At 65.4% G+C, this 16,693-nt stretch carries 20 protein-coding genes; 4 read left to right on the top strand and 16 right to left on the bottom strand.

Annotated elements, in window-relative coordinates:
- Positions 1-318 precede the first annotated feature (318 nt).
- A complete protein-coding gene (locus IXW21_RS14515; RefSeq protein ID WP_194764965.1) occupies positions 319-951 on the top strand; it encodes an isochorismatase family protein in 633 nt (210 codons plus the stop codon).
- Between the two features lie 63 nt (positions 952-1,014).
- Positions 1,015-2,085 (top strand): LLM class flavin-dependent oxidoreductase, encoded by a 1,071-nt coding sequence (locus IXW21_RS14520; RefSeq protein ID WP_194764966.1) that lies wholly within the window; start codon positions 1,015-1,017, stop codon positions 2,083-2,085.
- 255 nt (positions 2,086-2,340) lie between these two features.
- Here the strand turns inward: IXW21_RS14520 and IXW21_RS14525 are convergent, their stop codons facing one another.
- From IXW21_RS14525 to trxA, 4 genes are read right to left on the bottom strand one after another with little or no spacing between them, the layout of a single operon-like run.
- Complete coding sequence (locus tag IXW21_RS14525; RefSeq protein ID WP_091030047.1) at positions 2,341-2,607, bottom strand: metal-sensitive transcriptional regulator; 267 nt, start codon at positions 2,605-2,607, stop codon at positions 2,341-2,343.
- Entirely contained in the window at positions 2,600-2,896 is a 297-nt protein-coding gene (locus IXW21_RS14530) for a hypothetical protein (protein ID WP_194764967.1), read from the bottom strand. Before IXW21_RS14530 ends, IXW21_RS14525 begins: the two co-directional genes overlap by 8 nt.
- The gene (locus IXW21_RS14535) at positions 2,889-4,580 is read right to left on the bottom strand and encodes an FAD-dependent oxidoreductase (protein WP_194764968.1); all 1,692 of its coding nucleotides are present in this window, start codon (positions 4,578-4,580) and stop codon (positions 2,889-2,891) included. Before IXW21_RS14535 ends, IXW21_RS14530 begins: the two co-directional genes overlap by 8 nt.
- Positions 4,577-4,948, bottom strand: coding sequence for a thioredoxin (gene trxA, locus IXW21_RS14540; RefSeq protein ID WP_194764969.1), 372 nt, complete (start codon positions 4,946-4,948; stop codon positions 4,577-4,579). The genes IXW21_RS14535 and trxA overlap by 4 nt, the downstream gene beginning before the upstream one ends.
- An 87-nt stretch (positions 4,949-5,035) precedes the next feature.
- Here trxA and IXW21_RS14545 point away from each other — a divergent pair, with 87 nt between their 5' ends.
- Positions 5,036-5,983: a GlxA family transcriptional regulator gene (locus tag IXW21_RS14545; protein ID WP_194764970.1), complete on the top strand. Its 948-nt coding sequence runs from the start codon at positions 5,036-5,038 to the stop codon at positions 5,981-5,983.
- A 41-nt stretch (positions 5,984-6,024) separates the two neighbouring features.
- Here the strand turns inward: IXW21_RS14545 and IXW21_RS14550 are convergent, their stop codons facing one another.
- The 3 genes from IXW21_RS14550 to IXW21_RS14560 all read right to left on the bottom strand — a co-directional run bounded on the left by IXW21_RS14550 (position 6,025) and on the right by IXW21_RS14560 (position 9,334).
- Positions 6,025-6,792 carry an ABC transporter ATP-binding protein gene (locus tag IXW21_RS14550; RefSeq protein ID WP_194764971.1) on the bottom strand — a complete coding sequence of 256 codons (768 nt, stop codon included), beginning with the start codon at positions 6,790-6,792 and terminating at the stop codon, positions 6,025-6,027.
- Positions 6,789-7,772 carry a FecCD family ABC transporter permease gene (locus IXW21_RS14555; protein ID WP_194764972.1) on the bottom strand — a complete coding sequence of 328 codons (984 nt, stop codon included), beginning with the start codon at positions 7,770-7,772 and terminating at the stop codon, positions 6,789-6,791. The genes IXW21_RS14550 and IXW21_RS14555 overlap by 4 nt, the downstream gene beginning before the upstream one ends.
- Before the next feature lie 80 nt (positions 7,773-7,852).
- Positions 7,853-9,334: an MDR family MFS transporter gene (locus IXW21_RS14560; protein WP_194764973.1), complete on the bottom strand. Its 1,482-nt coding sequence runs from the start codon at positions 9,332-9,334 to the stop codon at positions 7,853-7,855.
- Between the two features lie 225 nt (positions 9,335-9,559).
- Here IXW21_RS14560 and IXW21_RS14565 point away from each other — a divergent pair, with 225 nt between their 5' ends.
- A complete protein-coding gene (locus tag IXW21_RS14565) occupies positions 9,560-10,657 on the top strand; it encodes an ABC transporter substrate-binding protein (protein ID WP_194764974.1) in 1,098 nt (365 codons plus the stop codon).
- Positions 10,658-10,843: 186 nt separating this feature from the next.
- Here IXW21_RS14565 and IXW21_RS14570 read toward each other — a convergent pair whose 3' ends face one another.
- The 9 genes from IXW21_RS14570 to IXW21_RS14610 all read right to left on the bottom strand — a co-directional run bounded on the left by IXW21_RS14570 (position 10,844) and on the right by IXW21_RS14610 (position 16,611).
- Positions 10,844-11,182, bottom strand: a complete 339-nt coding sequence (locus IXW21_RS14570) for a rhodanese-like domain-containing protein (protein ID WP_091030078.1) — start codon at positions 11,180-11,182, stop codon at positions 10,844-10,846.
- Positions 11,179-11,442: a hypothetical protein gene (locus tag IXW21_RS14575; RefSeq protein ID WP_194764975.1), complete on the bottom strand. Its 264-nt coding sequence runs from the start codon at positions 11,440-11,442 to the stop codon at positions 11,179-11,181. Before IXW21_RS14575 ends, IXW21_RS14570 begins: the two co-directional genes overlap by 4 nt.
- Positions 11,439-11,879, bottom strand: a complete 441-nt coding sequence (locus IXW21_RS14580; protein ID WP_194764976.1) for a hypothetical protein — start codon at positions 11,877-11,879, stop codon at positions 11,439-11,441. The genes IXW21_RS14575 and IXW21_RS14580 overlap by 4 nt, the downstream gene beginning before the upstream one ends.
- 13 nt (positions 11,880-11,892) lie before the next feature.
- The gene (locus tag IXW21_RS14585) at positions 11,893-12,318 is read right to left on the bottom strand and encodes a MarR family winged helix-turn-helix transcriptional regulator (RefSeq protein ID WP_091030087.1); all 426 of its coding nucleotides are present in this window, start codon (positions 12,316-12,318) and stop codon (positions 11,893-11,895) included.
- A 147-nt stretch (positions 12,319-12,465) separates the two neighbouring features.
- A complete protein-coding gene (locus IXW21_RS14590; RefSeq protein WP_228528583.1) occupies positions 12,466-13,146 on the bottom strand; it encodes a FadR/GntR family transcriptional regulator in 681 nt (226 codons plus the stop codon).
- Positions 13,147-13,237: 91 nt separating this feature from the next.
- A complete protein-coding gene (locus IXW21_RS14595) occupies positions 13,238-14,410 on the bottom strand; it encodes a mandelate racemase/muconate lactonizing enzyme family protein (protein ID WP_194764978.1) in 1,173 nt (390 codons plus the stop codon).
- Positions 14,407-15,453, bottom strand: coding sequence for an aldo/keto reductase (locus IXW21_RS14600; protein ID WP_228528584.1), 1,047 nt, complete (start codon positions 15,451-15,453; stop codon positions 14,407-14,409). The genes IXW21_RS14595 and IXW21_RS14600 overlap by 4 nt, the downstream gene beginning before the upstream one ends.
- A complete protein-coding gene (locus tag IXW21_RS14605) occupies positions 15,431-15,778 on the bottom strand; it encodes an L-rhamnose mutarotase (protein ID WP_194764979.1) in 348 nt (115 codons plus the stop codon). Before IXW21_RS14605 ends, IXW21_RS14600 begins: the two co-directional genes overlap by 23 nt.
- Complete coding sequence (locus IXW21_RS14610) at positions 15,775-16,611, bottom strand: carbohydrate ABC transporter permease (protein ID WP_194764980.1); 837 nt, start codon at positions 16,609-16,611, stop codon at positions 15,775-15,777. Before IXW21_RS14610 ends, IXW21_RS14605 begins: the two co-directional genes overlap by 4 nt.
- Between the last annotated feature and the right edge of the window lie 82 nt (positions 16,612-16,693).

A 16,693-nucleotide genomic window follows, 5' to 3' on the forward strand; every position in this document is an offset into this window, starting at 1 on the left:
CAACCACACGAAAGCGATCAGGAAAGTGTCACGACCAAGCAAACCGGAGAGCGCGGAGAGAGCTCGACTGAATGACATTTAGTGTCAGCTCACCTCATTTCCGACATCAATGGTCCAGCGAGTTCGTGCGAGTACCGCATGCTCACCCACCATGATTCCCATGCCGGGTCCACTATCAGCGCTGCCCTGGGAACGGGCCGCGACGGATCATATCGGTGGCCCGAAACCATCGTTAAAACGCATTCACGCCAGTGGTCATCGGCTTCATCTTCGAGGATGCTGGAAGCTCACACCACACTTCCGTCTCCAGGAGGACACATGTCTACTCCCCGCCGCGCCCTGATCGTCATCGACCCCCAGCAGGAGTACTTCACCGGCCTCCTATCCATCCAGTACCCGCCGCGCGACGAGTCGATCCAGCGGATCACCGACGCGATCGATGCCGCGGAGCGCGCCGGCATCCCCGTCGTCATGGTGCAGCACACGGCCGGGGACAGCGCCCCGGTGTTCAACCCGACGAAGCCGGAGTTCCGGCTCCACCCGGCGCTCGAGGAACGCGACTCGAGCGCGTGGAAGCACGTCGTCAAGCAGTACAGCTCCGTCTTCCCCGAGACCGGCATGCACGAGTGGCTGCGTGAGAAGGAGATCGACACCATCACGCTGGCGGGTTACATGACGAACAACTGCGTCATCGCCACCGCCGCCGATGCCGAGACACGGGGCATCGCCGCGGAGGTTCTCGCCGATGCCACCGGCGCGATCGACATCACCAACGGGGCAGGATCCGTCGATGCCAAGACCGTGCACACGACGCTGATGGCGCTGCTGAACTCGAACTGGGCGGCCGTCGCGCCGACCTCGGCCTGGGTCGGCGCCGTCGAGTCGGGTACGGCGCTCGACAAGAGCAACCTGGGTGAGTCGGCCGCTATGGGTGCCGCCGCACACGCCTGATTCTCATCATTCGGCCGGGCACCATGCGCGCATGGTGCCCGGTCTCACTTTTGGAGGTCCCTCGTGTTTTATCCAGAGTCATTCGGAACTGCCCCGTTCGCCCTGTCGGTTCTCGACGGCGGCCTCACCGGTGTCGGCTCCTCCGCCGCCATCGTGCTTGATGAGGTGATCACTGCCGCGCGCATCGCGGATGCGCGCGGTTACGCACGGTTCTGGATGTCCGAACACCATGCGATGCCCGGAGCATCGATCGCCTCGCCCCCACTCATGGCCGCGCGCCTGGTCGGCGAGACGCACCGGATTCGCCTCGGCGCAGGAGGAGTCATGCTGCCCAACCATGCACCGCTGCTGGTCGCCGAGCAGTTCGGCATGCTCGAGGCCCTGGCTCCTGGGCGCATCGATCTCGGCGTAGGGCGGGCACCCGGCACTGACCACACCACAGCCGCGGCGTTGCGGCGCCACGGATCCGCCAACGAGGAGTTCCCGCAGCAGGTGCAGGAACTGATCGCCTTCCTGAACAACGATCCCACCGCTGCGCCTGTGAACGTGCATGCGGTTCCGGGCCCGTGGCAGGAACAGCAGAACGCCACCGACGCGCCGGCCCTGCCGCCCGAACTGTGGATTCTGGGATCGTCGCTCTACTCGGCGCAACTCGCCGCTGCACTCGGGCGTCCCTACGCCTTCGCGCTGCAGTTCGGTAGCCCCGACGTCGTCAACGCCCTGCGCATCTACCGCCAGCGCTTCCGACCCTCGCGTGCGCTGAGCGAGCCGTACGCCATCGTCAGCGTCGGCGCCATCGCTGAAGAAGACCCGGCGCGGGCCCGTCGAGAATCGACGACCAACGCGATGGGGATGATGCGAATGTTCCAGGGCGAGACGTTCGCGCTGCCTTCCCCGGATGCCGTGCGTGACCACCCGTCGTCCGCCGCACAACGACAGTTCCTCGAGGACTGGACGGATCGCACGTTCCACGGCACTGCGGCAGAAGTTTCCGCTCAGCTGGAGGAACTCCACTCGATCACCGATGCCGACGAGTTGATGCTGGTCACCGGCAGCCACGGCGTGGGAGCCAGGTCCACCACCCTCGAGCTGATCGCCGATCACTACGGTGCGGGCGACTCCCGGCATTCCTGATCACGCCTGCCCGATGGTCGCGCCGGTATCCTTCACCGGCGCGACCATGGATCACCGGCCGAACAGACGCCCGAAGAACCCTGTCGCTGGAACCTTCTCGTGTCCGCTGCAACGCTGAGCGGACGGCACGTGACGCATGACATCCGCGACGTGCTGGCCGCAACCGGCCCAGGTCGTCTTGCCACAGGTCTTGCATGTGACTGCTCTACACATGAGCGAGGTCCTCTCATAGGGGGTGGGTGGGTGGACGAGGCGTCACGCGAGGCTGAGGAAGACCTTCTCGAGCTCATCCACGGTCGGCCCCTCGGCGTCGTCATCGCGCCCGACGCACTCCTGCAGCGCCGCCGCAACGATGACGAAGCCGGCCCTGTTGAGTGCGTGCGTCACCGCGGCCAACTGCGTCACGATGTCGCGGCACGACGCCTCCGTCTCCACCGCGGCGATCACGGCGTCCAGCTGCCCTCTTGCCCGGCGGAGCCGGTTGACGACGCGCCGCTGCGCGTCGAGATCTGCGCTATCCATCGGAATTTCTCTCCTTCTCTGGCAGTGGAACAGGAAGATCGGCCTGGCCCGTCAGCGGGTGCGCACTCGTCGGTGAATGCTCGGCCTGCTGCACCCAAGAGGAGGCGCAACGGCCCGTGGCCGCCATGGCCGCGACCGCGATCGCGATCAGTCCTGCCATGACCGCGACCACCGCCGAAGATGGGAACATCGACGCGGCGAACGCGGCGATGAAGACGGCAGCAGCGAGGTAGGCGAGCCGCTCGCCCCGTGTCGCGCGGCAGACCACACGCGCGGATCGATCAGACATCACGTGACGATCCCCGCTTTGTCAGCACCTGATCTGCTCGGTCCGCGAGCACCATGCGGAGCGTCGTCATTCCCCCGGAGAGCGATGCGGAATCGAACCCCGACTGAGCGAGGATCCGGTGCGCGATCGCCGATCGGACGCCGGACGCGCACAGCACCCGTACCGGCCTGCCGGCCGCGGCCAGGCGCACCTCCCCCAGACGCTCACGCAGCTGCGTATGCGGGATGTGAAGCGCTTCGGGGATCATGCCCTCCGCGACTTCGGTGTCACGTCTCACGTCAAGGACGAGAGACGTCTCCCGCACGAGGTCGAGATCCTGCGCATCCCACAGTCGCATCGTGCCGTCGAGAACGTTGGCGCCGAGCATGCCCGCGAGGTTCACAGGATCCTTCGCCTGACCGTACGGCGGGGAGTACGCAAGATCCAGATCGATCAGATCGTCCACCGACATGCCTGCCCGAAGCGCTGTCGCCAGCACATCGATCCTCTTATCGACGCCGTCGGTTCCGCACGCCTGCGCGCCGAGAATCCGCCCGTCCTCTTCGCTGAAGTGCACGTTCAGGTGGACCGGAGCGGCTCCGGGAAAGTATCCGGCGTGCTGATTCGGATGCAGACTGATCGTCCGAAAGTCGATCCCCGCGCGAGACAGCGATGCGCGGCTCGCGCCGGTCAATGCGACCGTCAATCGGCCGACCCGGACGACGGCTGTTCCCAGCGGTGCTGGCATCGGCCGCGCACCTTCGGGGCGGAGGATGGCGTCGGCCACCAGGCGCCCCGCACGATTGGCTGGTCCGGCGAGCGCCACCGGTCGGCGGACGCCGGTCACGGGATCCTGGCTCAGCACGGCATCCCCCACAGCCCAGACCCGCGGCACGGACGTGCGTCCGTGTTCATCGACGATCATCGCGCCGCGCTCGCAGGCGACCCCCGCAGCTTCGAAGACAGCGGTATCGGGCCGGACTCCGATCGAGAGCACGACGAGTTCGGCGCTCACCTCCGTGCCGTCCGACAGGGTGATGACGTCGGCATCCTCGCCGGCGAGGATCGCCTCGGCGGCGACCCCTGTTCGCACATCCACACCCAACCGGCGCAGCTCTTCCGCTGCCAGCCAGCCGAACTCGGTATCGACCGGCGTGAGCACCTGGTCGGCGAGCTGGATCAGAGTGGTCTCGACGCCCTGCAGCGCCAATGCCTCTGCCGCTTCGACGCCGATGAATCCGGCCCCGAGGACGACGGCTCGCCTTACGCCTGCCTCGAGGTGTGCGCGCAGGTGCACGGCATCCTCGACGCTGCGCAGCGTCCGCACCCGCGGCGAGTCGATGCCGGAGATGTCCGGGCTCACTGCTCGCGCGCCCGGCGCCAGGACCAGGGCGTCATATCCGATGGGCTCCTCACCCGCGGAGGTGCGCACGACGAGCGTCTGCGCGTCTGCATCCACACCCACCACGTCGTGCCCCGTGCGCACATCGAGGTTCAACGACGCACGCAGCATCTCCGGCGTCTGCACCAGCAGCGAGCCCTCGTCCTCGATCTCACCTCCCACGAAATAGGGAAGTCCGCAGTTCGCGAACGATACATTCGCGCCGCGCTCGAGCACGACGATCTCCGCAGACTCGTCGAGACGACGGGCTCGCGCCGCGCAACTCATACCGCCTGCGACACCCCCGATGACGACGATCCTCACGTGGATGCGTCCGACTGCGCGGCGATCTGCGCCCTCACATCATCCATGTCGAGTCCCTGGACCGCATCGACGACCTGCTGCAGACCGGCCGCCGGCAGCGCGCCCGGCTGCGAGAACACCAAGATTCCGTCACGGAATGCCATCAGCGTGGGAATGGAGGTGATCTGAAAACCGGAGGCGAGTTCTCGCTCCACCTCGGTGTCGACCTTGCCGAACACGATGTCGGGGTGCTTCTCGGACGCAGCCTCGAAGATCGGCCCGAACATGCGACACGGACCGCACCACTCCGCCCAGAAGTCGAGCAGGACGATCCCCCCGCCGTCCAGGGTCTCATCGAAGTTCGTCGCGGTGATCGTTTGAGTAGCCATGTCCCGACAATATACCCCGTGGGGTATGGTACGCCGTTGGCTCATGAGCCAATATACGATGAGAACGGGTCACCCGAGAGGAACAAGATGAGGATCGCGATATACGCTTTCACCGGCGTGACGATGTTCCATCTCTCCGTGCCGCAGATGGTCTTCGACGAGGTCGCCCGGCTGGGTCTTGGCGAGTGGTCATCCGTCCTCTTCTCCGAGCGGGGCGGATCCATCCGCACCGCCGAGGGCTATTCGATCGGCGGCATTCAGGCGCTGTCCGCGGTGACGGATGCCGATCTGATCGTCATCCCGTCGTGGGTGGATGACGGGCGCTTGCCGAGTACTGCTCTTCGCAAAGCCGTCCTCGCCGCGCATGCCGACGGCACCGTCGTCGCCGGCCTCTGCCTTGGCGCGATCGCAGTCGCCGATATCGGCCTTCTTCGAGACCGAAGCGCGGTTACGCACTGGCATTCGCTGGGCAATCTCGCCGAGCGGCACCCGGAGATCGACATCGATGCCGATGTGCTCTACATCGATCACGGCGATGTTCTGACCTCGGCAGGCACCGCCTCGGGCCTCGACGCATGCCTGCATGTGGTCCGCCAGAGGCTCGGCTCCGACGCGGCGAATCGTGTTGCTCGCAGCCTGGTGGTTGCACCCCACCGCGAGGGCGGGCAGGCCCAGTACATCGAACGTCCGATCGCGGTTCGCGAGGCGGATGACCCGATCGCGAAAGCACGCACCTGGGCTCTCGCGCACCTCGATGACGAGCTCACCGTCGAGAGACTCGCCGCCGCCGCGCACATGAGTCGCCGCTCCTTCGTGCGCGCCTTCCGCGATTCAACCGGCTCCACCCCCGCTGCGTGGGTCCGATCTCGACGGCTTGATGAAGCACGACGGCTCCTCGAGGTCACGAGCCTCTCGATCGATCAGATCGCGGCATCCTGCGGATTCGGAAGTCCCATCACGTTGCGTCAGAACTTCATGGCCGCATTCGGCAGCACACCGTCCAGTTACCGCCATCGCTTCGATGCGCGTACTTGAGTCAGCCGTCTCTCCACTTCGCACCTCCGCACACATGCGGGTCAACGCATCGGCGCAGTGAGCAGATGCGGCCGCCCGGTGATCGGATGCTCGATGAGTCGCGAGTCGACGGCGAAGACCTCTCGCGTCAGCTCCGATGTCAGTGTCTCGGACGGGATACCGGCCGCCTTGATGCGCCCCTCATGCATCACGATGATCCGATCGGCATGGGCGACCGCGTGATTGAGATCGTGCAGAACGACCACGCGCGTGAGATCGACGGATTCCAGAAGGCTCAGCAGATCGTGCTGCGCCGTGATGTCGAGGTGGTTCGTTGGCTCGTCGAGCATCAGAACCGGCGCATCCTGAGTAAGAGCCCGCGCGAGGAGCACCCGCTGCCGCTCACCCCCGGAGAGCGTGGCGTACTTGCGGTCGGCCATGTGCGCGGCCCCGCATCTCACCAGTGCGGCGTCAGCATGGTCGCGGTCAGCTTTCGTCTCACCGCGATACCAGGACTGGTGGGCATGACGCCCGGTCGCGACGATGTCGCGAACCAGCATGCTGTCATTGCTCGTCTGATGCTGCGTCACCACCGCGCGCAGCTGCGCAGCCCGCCGTGGCGCGACATCCCAGACGTTCACGCTCCCGATGAGGATGCAGCCGGCATCCGGCTTGAGCGCGCGATACATCGCGCGCAGGAGCGTGGACTTTCCCGAACCGTTCGGACCGACGATCGCGACGAATTCACCCGAAGCGACCTCGAGCGAGAGTTCCTCGATGAGGCGCGCGCCGCCGACACTGAGGTCGAGGTCCGTGATCGTGATCTTCATGTGCGGCCCTCCGATGATCTCATCAGCCAGAGGAAGAAGGGTCCTCCCACGAGCGCGGTGAAGATCGTCAGCGGATACTCGTTCGGGCTGCCCACGGTACGGGCCACCAGGTCGACGGCGATCAGGAAGATCGCCCCCGCGAGCGCGGCAACCGGGAGCAACCGCCGGTAGTCCGCCCCGACGATCATGCGCACGGCATGCGGAATGATCAGACCGACGAAGCCGACGCCGCCCGCGACCGCGACGGTCACGGCCGTGAGGAGTGCGGCGACGACGAGGAGTCCGAGTCGGAAACGGCGCAGATTCACGCCGACCGCCACCGCGTCGTCGTCGCCCAGCGCCAGCGCGTTCAACCCTCGCGCCTGGCTCAGCAGCCAGGCGCCGGCGATGACCATGACGACAGTGGGCAGCAGGAGACCGTCCCATCTCGCTCCCGCGACGCTCCCCATCATCCAGAAGAGGATCCCGCGCACCTGCCCTGGCTCGGCCTGCAGCTGAACGAAGCTGGTTCCCGCCATGGCGACGTATCCCAGCGCGACACCCGAGAGCACGAGTCGCATATCGGTGAAGGAGCCCGATCGCTGGGCGAACGCGAAGACGAGCACGAGGATGACCAGTGCGCCGACGAACGCCGCCGCCGGAGTGGTGAGTCCGAAGAGCACACCCGAACCGAAGGTCATCACCAGCACCGCACCGAGCGACGCTCCTGACGAGACACCGACGATGTACGGATCCGCCAGCGGATTCCGAAGCAGACCCTGCAGAGCTGCGCCGGCCAGTGCAAGCGCGGCCCCGACGACGCCCGCCATCAGCACCCGCGGGACGCGCAGCTCCCAGACGATCCTCTGATCGATCGAATCGACTGCGCCGGAGTCGCCGGTCACATTCGCCCACACCACCCCGATCACGCGATCGATACTGACGTTGACGCTCCCGATGCAGACGGCGACCACTGCAGCGACCAGGATCACGGTAGCCATCACGATCACCCACAGCGACAAGGGCACCACTGCGGCGATGCGAGGTCGGCGGCCGCGAACGGGTGCCGTCTCCGAGAGCGTCACGGGTGCGAAGGCAGGACGAGCTCTCCGCCGGCGTCGTCCGCGGGTCTGCGCACGAAGGGGCTGAGAGCGATGGTCGCGAGGGAGATGAGTGCGGCGATCAGGAACGCCGCGCGTGCTCCCGGCGCTCCTGCCGTGGCGGCCGTGAGACCGTCGCTCTCACCTGCGTGCAGGATCGACGAGTATGTCACCAGCATCACTGCGACTCCGGCCGCACCGCCGACCTGCTGCAGCGTGTTCAGCACCGCGGTGCCGTGCGAATACAGCGGGCGGGGGAGGGACCCCAGCGAGGCGGAGAACAGCGGGGTGAACGACATCGCGAGCCCGACCGACATCACCGCCTGCACGATGATGAGCACCCACCACACCGTGTGCTCACCGACGGTCGAGTAATAGAACAGCGCGGCCGTCACGAGGATCGTGCCGGGGATCAGCAGTATGCGGGTGCCGCGTGCATCATAGATGCGCCCCGTGAACGGTCCGAGCAGGCCCATCAGCAGAGAACCGGGCAACAGGACCAGACCCGACTGAAGCGGATTGAGCCCGGCGACGTTCTGCAGATACTGCGGAAGGAGGGTCAGCGTGCCGAACATCGACAGCGCGAGGATGGTCACGATGATCACCGCGAGAGTGAAGTTCCCCGAACGGAAGACACGCAGGTCGAGCAGCGCGTCGTCCTTGCGCTGCAGCAGGAGCTGACGCCAGACGAACAGGCCGAGCGACACGCCGCCGACGAGGAGCGAGAGGATGCCGGCGTTTTCGCCCGATCCGCCCTCGCCACCGAACTGGCTCAGGCCGAACACGAGGCCGCCGAAGCCGAGCGCGGCGAGCGGAATCGAGAGCACGTCGAGCGGAACCCTGCGGGTCTCGCCGAGGTTCGTCATCCACTTCGCCCCCATGGCGAGCGCGATCAGCGCGATCGGCAGGATGATCGCGAACAGTGCACGCCAGTTGGCCAGCTCGAGTACCGCGCCGGCGAGCGTCGGGCCGATCGCGGGAGCGAGCGAGATGACCAGGCCGACACGGCCCATCATTCGTCCGCGCGACTGCGGGGGCACGACGTTCATGATGGTCGTCATCAGCAGCGGGATCATCACACCGGTGCCGGCCGCCTGGATCACGCGTCCGACGAGGAGCATCGTGAAGCCAGGGGCGACAAGCGCCACCAGGGTGCCCAGCGAGAAGGCGATCATCGCGGCGATGAAGACCTGGCGGGTCGTGAACCGCTGCAGGATGAATCCGGTCGTCGGGATGACAACGGCCATGGTCAGCATGAACGCGCTCGTCAACCACTGCCCCAACTCGGGCGGGATGCCGAGGTCGGTGTTGAGGTCCGGGATCGCGATCCCCATCGTGGTTTCGTTGAGGATCGAGACGAACGCTGCCACCAGCAGCAGCCAGATCACACGCATGTCAGAGCGCGGGATCATCCCTGACGTGGCGGCCGGAATCTTGATCGGACCAGTATCGACGGCAGACATGCGGCCTCCTGGGCCTGGAGAGAATGAGGCGGCGAACGGGAGACCGGGCCGTCAGGGCAAGGACGAGCGGCTCACGCCTACCGACCGGAGGACGGGATTGGGATGCACGGCTCAGTCGTATTCTACGGTACGTAGAGTTAATGGCGGCATTCGAGCTTGCCGGGCGGATCTTTAACACTACGTATTGTAGAGTTAAGCCACTTGACACCCAGGAAGGTTCGTCCGATGCACATCACGAAAACCCGAGCTGCGACCGCGCTCACGTCTCTCGTCGTTCTCAGCGTCCTGGCCGGGTGCGCAGCCGGCCCGTCCGATGCGACCAAGACCGAAGCGCCGACCGTCGACGGAACCACCCTGACAGGCGGGAGCACGGAGTATCCCCTCACCATCGACAACTGCGGCTTCGAGCAGACCTTCTCGGAAAGGCCCGAGCGCGTGGTGCTCATGAACGGCGCCTCCGTCGCCGAGGTCGAGTCCCTCCTTCTGCTCGGGCTCGACGACACCATCCTCGCGAACATGCAGAACTACGGCATGTCCGATCAGCCGGAACTGGTCGCGCAGATCGACGCGCTTCCCACGGGCGATCTGGACATGGCCGGGAGCTTCGAGATCCCGGCCGAGCAGTTACTCGCCCTCAAGCCCGACCTGGTGATCGCGACAACGTCAGGCGGTTTCGACTCGGCCAACGGCCAGGCATCCCGCGACGAACTCGCTGCCGAAGGCATCAACACGATCGTCAATCCTGCGAACTGCGCCATGGGTAAGGAAGACGCTACGGAAGAGGAACTCTCCGCCTTCGACAACGCGACCGTCGAATCGTCGTTCGGGTTCCTCAACCTCGTCGGCAACGTCTTCGATCGCCAGGCCGAGGCTGAAGCGCTCGTCAGCGAACTCCGTTCTCAGATCGACGCAGTGTCGTCTGCGGTGAAAGGCAAGGAGACGCCGACCGGCCTCATCGTCTTCCCGAGCATGTCGATGATGACGACCAACGGCATGCCCGCGGTCTTCCTCGGCGGCATCTTCGACGACGTCCTAAACCGGGCCGGTGTCGTCGGGTCGTTCCAGGACAGCGACCTGACATTCACGTCAACCATTGACGCGGAGCACCTGGCCACGGCAGACGTCGACGTTCTTGTCGTCGGTGGGTTCATGCCGGGTGAGGATCTCGACGCCGAAGCCGCCGCGCTCTTCGCTGAGTACCCGCAGTGGGATGCCGCGAAGAACAACAACTACGTCACCGTCTCCGACGGCGTGTACGTCGGCCCGACGAATGCCGCCGCGATCGAGAAGATCGCGCGCGCAGCGCACCCCGACGCGTTCTGAACATACCTCGAAGGGTCCGGCGATCACACGATCGCCGGACCCTTCGGCACTCCGCGATCAGCGCTCCGGCCAGATCGGAAGCGCTCGACCCACGACGACCTTGTCGAGGGCGACGGCGCGCGTGCCAGCGCGTCGTGAGGAAGGGTTCCATCTCGCGCCAGCGGAGCAGCGACCCATCGTGCAGGCTTACTCCCCAGCGATGAGTTCGCCTCCGGCTGCACGCCAGTCGATGAGGCCCCGGCTCATGTTGACCGCGTCGTAGCCGAGCTCCACGAGCATGTTCGCCGCACCGCTCGACAACATGCCGCCCGTGCAGAACGTGATGAGCAGCCGGTCCTCGGGCAGTTCATCGGCACGTTCCTCGAGTTGCACCAACGGGATCAGCACCGACCTCGGGATGTGATGCCGCCGCCACTCCTGCGCACGCCGCACGTCGACGATGAGGGCACCGTTCTCCACGAGCGCCCGCGCCTCCAAAGCGCTGACCGCGCGTGGTCGGCGGAAGAAGTGCCGGGCAGGCGTCACCGCCGATTCTCCGTGCGCACGTTGATGAGCGTGAGGAACCCGCCGAGAACAGGGATCAGCGCCATCAGACGAGTCCGCAGCAGAAGATCGCGCCCGAACAGTGCCGTCACCCCGACTGCGAGGTAAAGCGCACCGTGAATCGGACCGATCGCCGGGGCCACCCCGTCGGCATGCACGAGGAACAGGTTGACAAGCAGAACGGCGATGCTCAGAAGCTCGAGCACGGAGAGCACGTCGAGGGCGCGCAGCAGGGGTCTCATTCTGCACCCGGCCGAACGATCATGAGCACGACGACAATGACCCACAGCAGGTTGAAGCCCCCCGCCATCACACGCAGATTCGTGAGTGCACGGCGATCGAGCGCGGAGCCGAGGGCATCACGCTGCGCGGGTACGATCCTCAGCACGAGCAGGGCGCCCGCGACGGCGGTGAGCACCATCGCGGCGGTGATCCATATCTCGCCGAGCCTTCCCTGCACGGCGGCAAGAGCCAGGCCGACCAGAGGAACGCTCAGCGCCAGAATGCCGTAGGTGCGCGTGACCCGATGCAGCAGCTTCGCCGCATCGAGCCCGCCTGCTGCAGCATCCGCGGTCGATGCCGAGAGGGCGAACCGCGGAAAAAGACTCGCGGTGACGGCGACGGGACCGATGAAGAGGATACCCGCGACAACGTGCACGGACAGTAGGACATTTTCCACTCCTTTAGTTTACCTAAAGGTTGTCCGTTCCCGCAAACGTCGCGATCATGTGGGCGCGGAGAGCGTCGGTGAGTTGCGGATGCCTTGCAGCGAATATCTCGTCGAGCACGGCGATCCTCGCCGCGGCATCCTCCAGGAGCTGCCTACCCTGATCGGTGACCTCCAGATGCGAGGCAGCGCCGGCGCGGGCCGTGGCATCGTCGACCAATCCGGCATCCTTCAACGCGGCGACCGCGATGTGGGCGCTCGGCGCCGTGATGCGGGACCGGCGTGCCAGCTCGCTGAAGGAGATGCCCGGAGTGACGCGGATGTGTCCGAGCAGCGCGTATTTTCGCGACGTCAGACCCAGCGGCTTCAACGCGTCAGCAAATGACTCCTGCCAACCCGCAGCGACGGCGAGCAACGCGATCGTGGGGCTGAAAGGCGGTATCTCGGGCATCCGCTCAGGCTACCCGCCCTCCCAGCCCCGATCACAGGCGTCAGAGCTGATCCGACGAGGTTTACCCACAGCAACGGATCCGACCATCGCCCCGACGCCCATCGACGACGCCGATATCACCCACCCGGTATCGTGACGACGAGGGCGCTACGGCTTTCGCTCAGTCGGGGGTCGGCGACGCTCCCACGCTTCGAGGATGTGATAGCGCATCGCCGCCTCGGCGTGCTCCCTGTCCCCGTCCCGGATGGCATCGAGCACCCGCTCATGCTCTTCTAGCGTCGCCTCGAATGCGGCGCGAGTCGCGTTGCGCGTGAACCTCGCGCTCTGCCTGGCACGCGAGTACAAGGTCTTCGTGATGCCCTCAGCGAGCGGGATGTGCGAGAAGGACATGACAGCGGCGTGGAAGTCCCCGTCCGCGTCCGCAAACTTCTCGACGTCATCGACCGTCGCCCCCATCGCATCAAGCGCTGCTTCGAGCTCGGCGATCTCGTCGGGTGTTCGTCGTTGCGCGGTCGCGGCGGCCATGGCCCCTTCGAGCGAGCTTCGAACGATTGCCAGGTCATCGAGCACGCCGAGCGTTGCGTCGTTCTCGAGCATCACCTGAAGGACGACGGGGTCGAGAAGGTTCCAGTGGTCGCGGTGGCGCACTGTCGTGCCGCTCTTGCGGACGACGGTGATCATGCCTTTTTCTTCGATGCTGCGGATGGCCTCGCGGATGACGGTACGACTGACGCCGAAATGAACGCTGAGTTCCGCTTCGATGGGCAGCAGCGCCTTCTCCGGCAGCGTGCCTGTGACGATCGCGGTGACGATGTCGTGAACGACCATGACACCCAGACGACCGGCTCGCTCACGAGCGGTTCCAGGGAATATCTGTTCTGAGCGAGGGGGAGGCAGTGCGTCAGTCATCGTGTGCAGTCTAGTTCCGGGCTTCGGAATCGGTTGCGAGGGGCGAAGGGAAGGTCAGCGCGAATCCGGCTCTTGCTGGCCGAACGTGGGGCCCCGCCGCTTCTCGCCAGTTGCCATGGGAATCCTCGGTTCGGATCAGCGCTTCGTCAATGGTGATGCCGGCGCCGATGTGATCTCCCAACACGATTCCGCCGCCGTCGTACTCCTGATCCACGGTGACGCCGAAAGGAGCGCCCAGATCCTGAACCTCCGCAGAGAGGTGGTTCGGCGTAGCTGCTGCCGCGTGGGCGACGGCAGGATTGGCGGTGAGACCGACCGGGCTCACCGGTACGTCATGGGCGAGGGCTGCTCCGGCCACGCGAAGGAAGTGCGTGATTCCCCAGACAGCTCCCGTCTGGAGGATGTCGGCGGCTCCTTGTGCGAGGAGCGCACGAAATTGCTCCAGACCGGTGAGATTCTCGCCTGTGGCCACACTCGCGCGCACCTGCGCGGAGAGGCGTTTGTGTCCCTCCACGTCCCAGCGACGCAGGGGCTCCTCGATCCACGTCAGATCGACAGCCTGTTCAACCTCTGTCACATAGCGCACGGCCTGCTTCAGGTGCCATGACTCATTGGCGTCGAGCATGAGTGCCGGTCGTCTCGTCCGCTCCCCCAGTGCATCCCGCATCAGCAGTAGCCGCCGAATGTCCGTTTCGGCGTCTCGTCCGCCTTTCAGTTTGCCCGCGGTGAAACCGCGCTGCGCCATCTCCTGGTAGAAAGCGACCAACGCCTCATCGTCGAGAGCGATGTCGAGGCCGGAGGCGTAGCCGGGAACGAACCGGTCCTCCGCACCGAGCAACCGCCACAGCGGCTGGTCGGCTGCTTTCGCCTTGAGGTCCCAGAGCGCGGAATCGAGGATGGCGATACCGCCGAACGTCGCTCCGATGTGACCGGCCTTGAAGGAGCGCGCGAGCAGCGAGTCATACAGACTGACGACAGCCCGCGGGTCCCGACCTTCGATGGCGGGAAACAGTTCTGCGACACCGTGGTCCGAGCCGATGCCGACCCCTTCGAGGCCCACATCGGTCTCGAGGATGAGGACGGACACTTCAGTGATTCCCGAGGCGATGAACCCGTTGACGTCGCCGACGGGGCGCCCCCAGTTTCGATGGGTGCGGAGCGTACGGTATCCGGTGATCTTCATGGTGCTGCCGAACCTGACTGTGCATTGAATTGGGAGTGTGGGGCTGTGCTTGGCGCGCTCAGCTGCTTCCAGACGTCCTCCGGAATGCGCGCGGCGTGCCTGCGGACGGCGGCGTTGACATGCTCTGGCGTCCGCATACCGACCACAACGGATACCACCGCGGGATCTCTCAGCGGGAACCTGACCGCTGCGTCCGGCAACTCCCACCCCGCTGCTTCGCATACCTCCGAAAAAGAGCGAGCGCTCTGAATGAGCTCAGTGGGCGCCTGTCGGTAGTCGAAGCTGGCATCATCGGGGACGAATCGCGCGCTGAGAAGGCCCGAATTGTAGACCGCAGCCGCTACCACGGCGACGTTGCGTTCGGCGGCAAGAGGCAGCAGCTCTTCTTCCGCTGTCCGGTCGAGAAGCGTGAGGCGGCCGGCGACCATGACGACATCCACATCGCACTCGCGGACGAACCTGGCGAGCATCCCGGCTTGGTTCATCCCCGCACCGATCGCGCCCACGACTCCTTGATCGCGGAGCTCGATGAGCGCCGAAATGCCGGCGGTCGAGGCCTGCTCCCAGTGGGAATCCGGATCGTGCAGGTAGGCGATGTCCAACCGGTCCAGCTGCAGTCGGGTGAGGCTCTCCTCGACTGAGCGAAGGATCCCGTCGCGAGAGAAGTCCCAGTGTCGTGTGTGGCTCGCCGGAACGATGAACCCGTCGGCACTGTCCGTCTCACCGGCAGCGGCGCGCTCTGGCGTCGGAAGAAGAATCCGGCCGACCTTCGACGACACGATGTACTCGTTCCGAGGCCGAGTCGCGAGCGCCTCGCCGAGACGGCGCTCCGACAGCCCTAGCCCGTAGTGCGGCGCTGTGTCGAAGTACCGGATACCCGCACTCCATGCTGCGTCTACTGCAGCTTTGGCCTCGACATCATCGATCCGGCGTCCGAGGTTTCCCAGTTGTGCGGCGCCGAAGCCGAGTTCGGTCACCGTGACCCTGCCGACAGATCTCGTTCCCAGGCCCATCACGTCGTCAATCGAGGTGCCAGATCTCATCGAACTCCTCCCAGTTCTGTGCGGAGGAATCGGCTCGGAATGGCAGCTGGCACGGGCCGGTCTCTGCCCACCATCGCCGTGTGATCTCGTCAGCGGCCATGGTCCGCTGGTCTGCTTCGAAGTCGTCGCCGACATATTCGAAGTACGCCAGAAGGACGCCGTCGAGTTCGAAGATCGTGTAATTGCGAATCCCGCAGGCAGAGATCACCGTCTCCACATGCGACCAGACGTCACGATGGAGCTGCAGGTACTCGTCTCGCTTGTCTGGCCTTAGCCGTGCGGCCATGCCGAAGCGCCGCGGTGGTCGCACCGTCGTCTCTGTCATTCTTTCGTCCCGCCTGCGGTCATCCCGCTCACCAGGAATCGTTGAGAGAAGAGGAAGATCACCAAGACCGGTGCCACGGAGACGATGGTCGCCAGGGCGAGCACGGGAAGGCTGATCGTGACCGATGCGGAACTGGTCGGGTTGAACAGCGGCACATTGGAGAGGAGTTCGACGAGTCCGACCTGGATCGGGGACTTCCGGCCCGGTGCGGTGACGAAGGGGAGGAAATAGTTGTTCCAGTTCCCCACGAGGTTGAAGAAACCGACCAGCGCGATGACGGGAGTGGCGAGTGGCATCGCGATCTTCACGAATACACGCACCTCTCCAGCGCCGTCGATGCGTGCGGCGTCGAGAAGGTCCTTCGAAATGCTGGTCGAGAAGTAGATGTACGTCAGATACACGCCGAAGGGGAAGAACGAGAAGGGCAGGATCACCGCGAGCGGGTTTCCGATCAGGCGCACCGCAGAGAGTTCCAGGAAGATCGGCAACACCAGCGCCGTATTCGGGATGAGCATCACCACGAGGGTGATCATGAGCAGTGCCTTGCGTCCTCGAAACTCGGTCAGCGCGAGAGCATAGCCGGCAGGGATGCTGACGAGCAGCGTCACCACGAGCGCTACCCCGCTGTAGAGAACGGAATTGCCGAGCCACGTCCATACGACTCCGCCCTGGAAAGCAGTGAGTGAGTTCCAGTTGGCGATGAGAGCTTCAAGACTTCCGACGCTGAAGGGCGCGTTGAGCAGGAGCTCTCCCGAGGTTTTCGTCGGGGCGAGCAGCAGCCAGACGATCGGCACCACGAAGAAGAGGGCGAAGACCACGAGCACGGCGATCATGAATACTCGACCGATCCATGTAGCCGGGCTGAGCGTGCGGCTCTCTAGGCGCTCGGCAGTTCGTGTCTGCCGCGTCGTGGTG

The organism is Microbacterium sp. UFMG61 (genome assembly GCF_015354505.1).
Classification (GTDB): Bacteria; Actinomycetota; Actinomycetes; order Actinomycetales; family Microbacteriaceae; genus Microbacterium.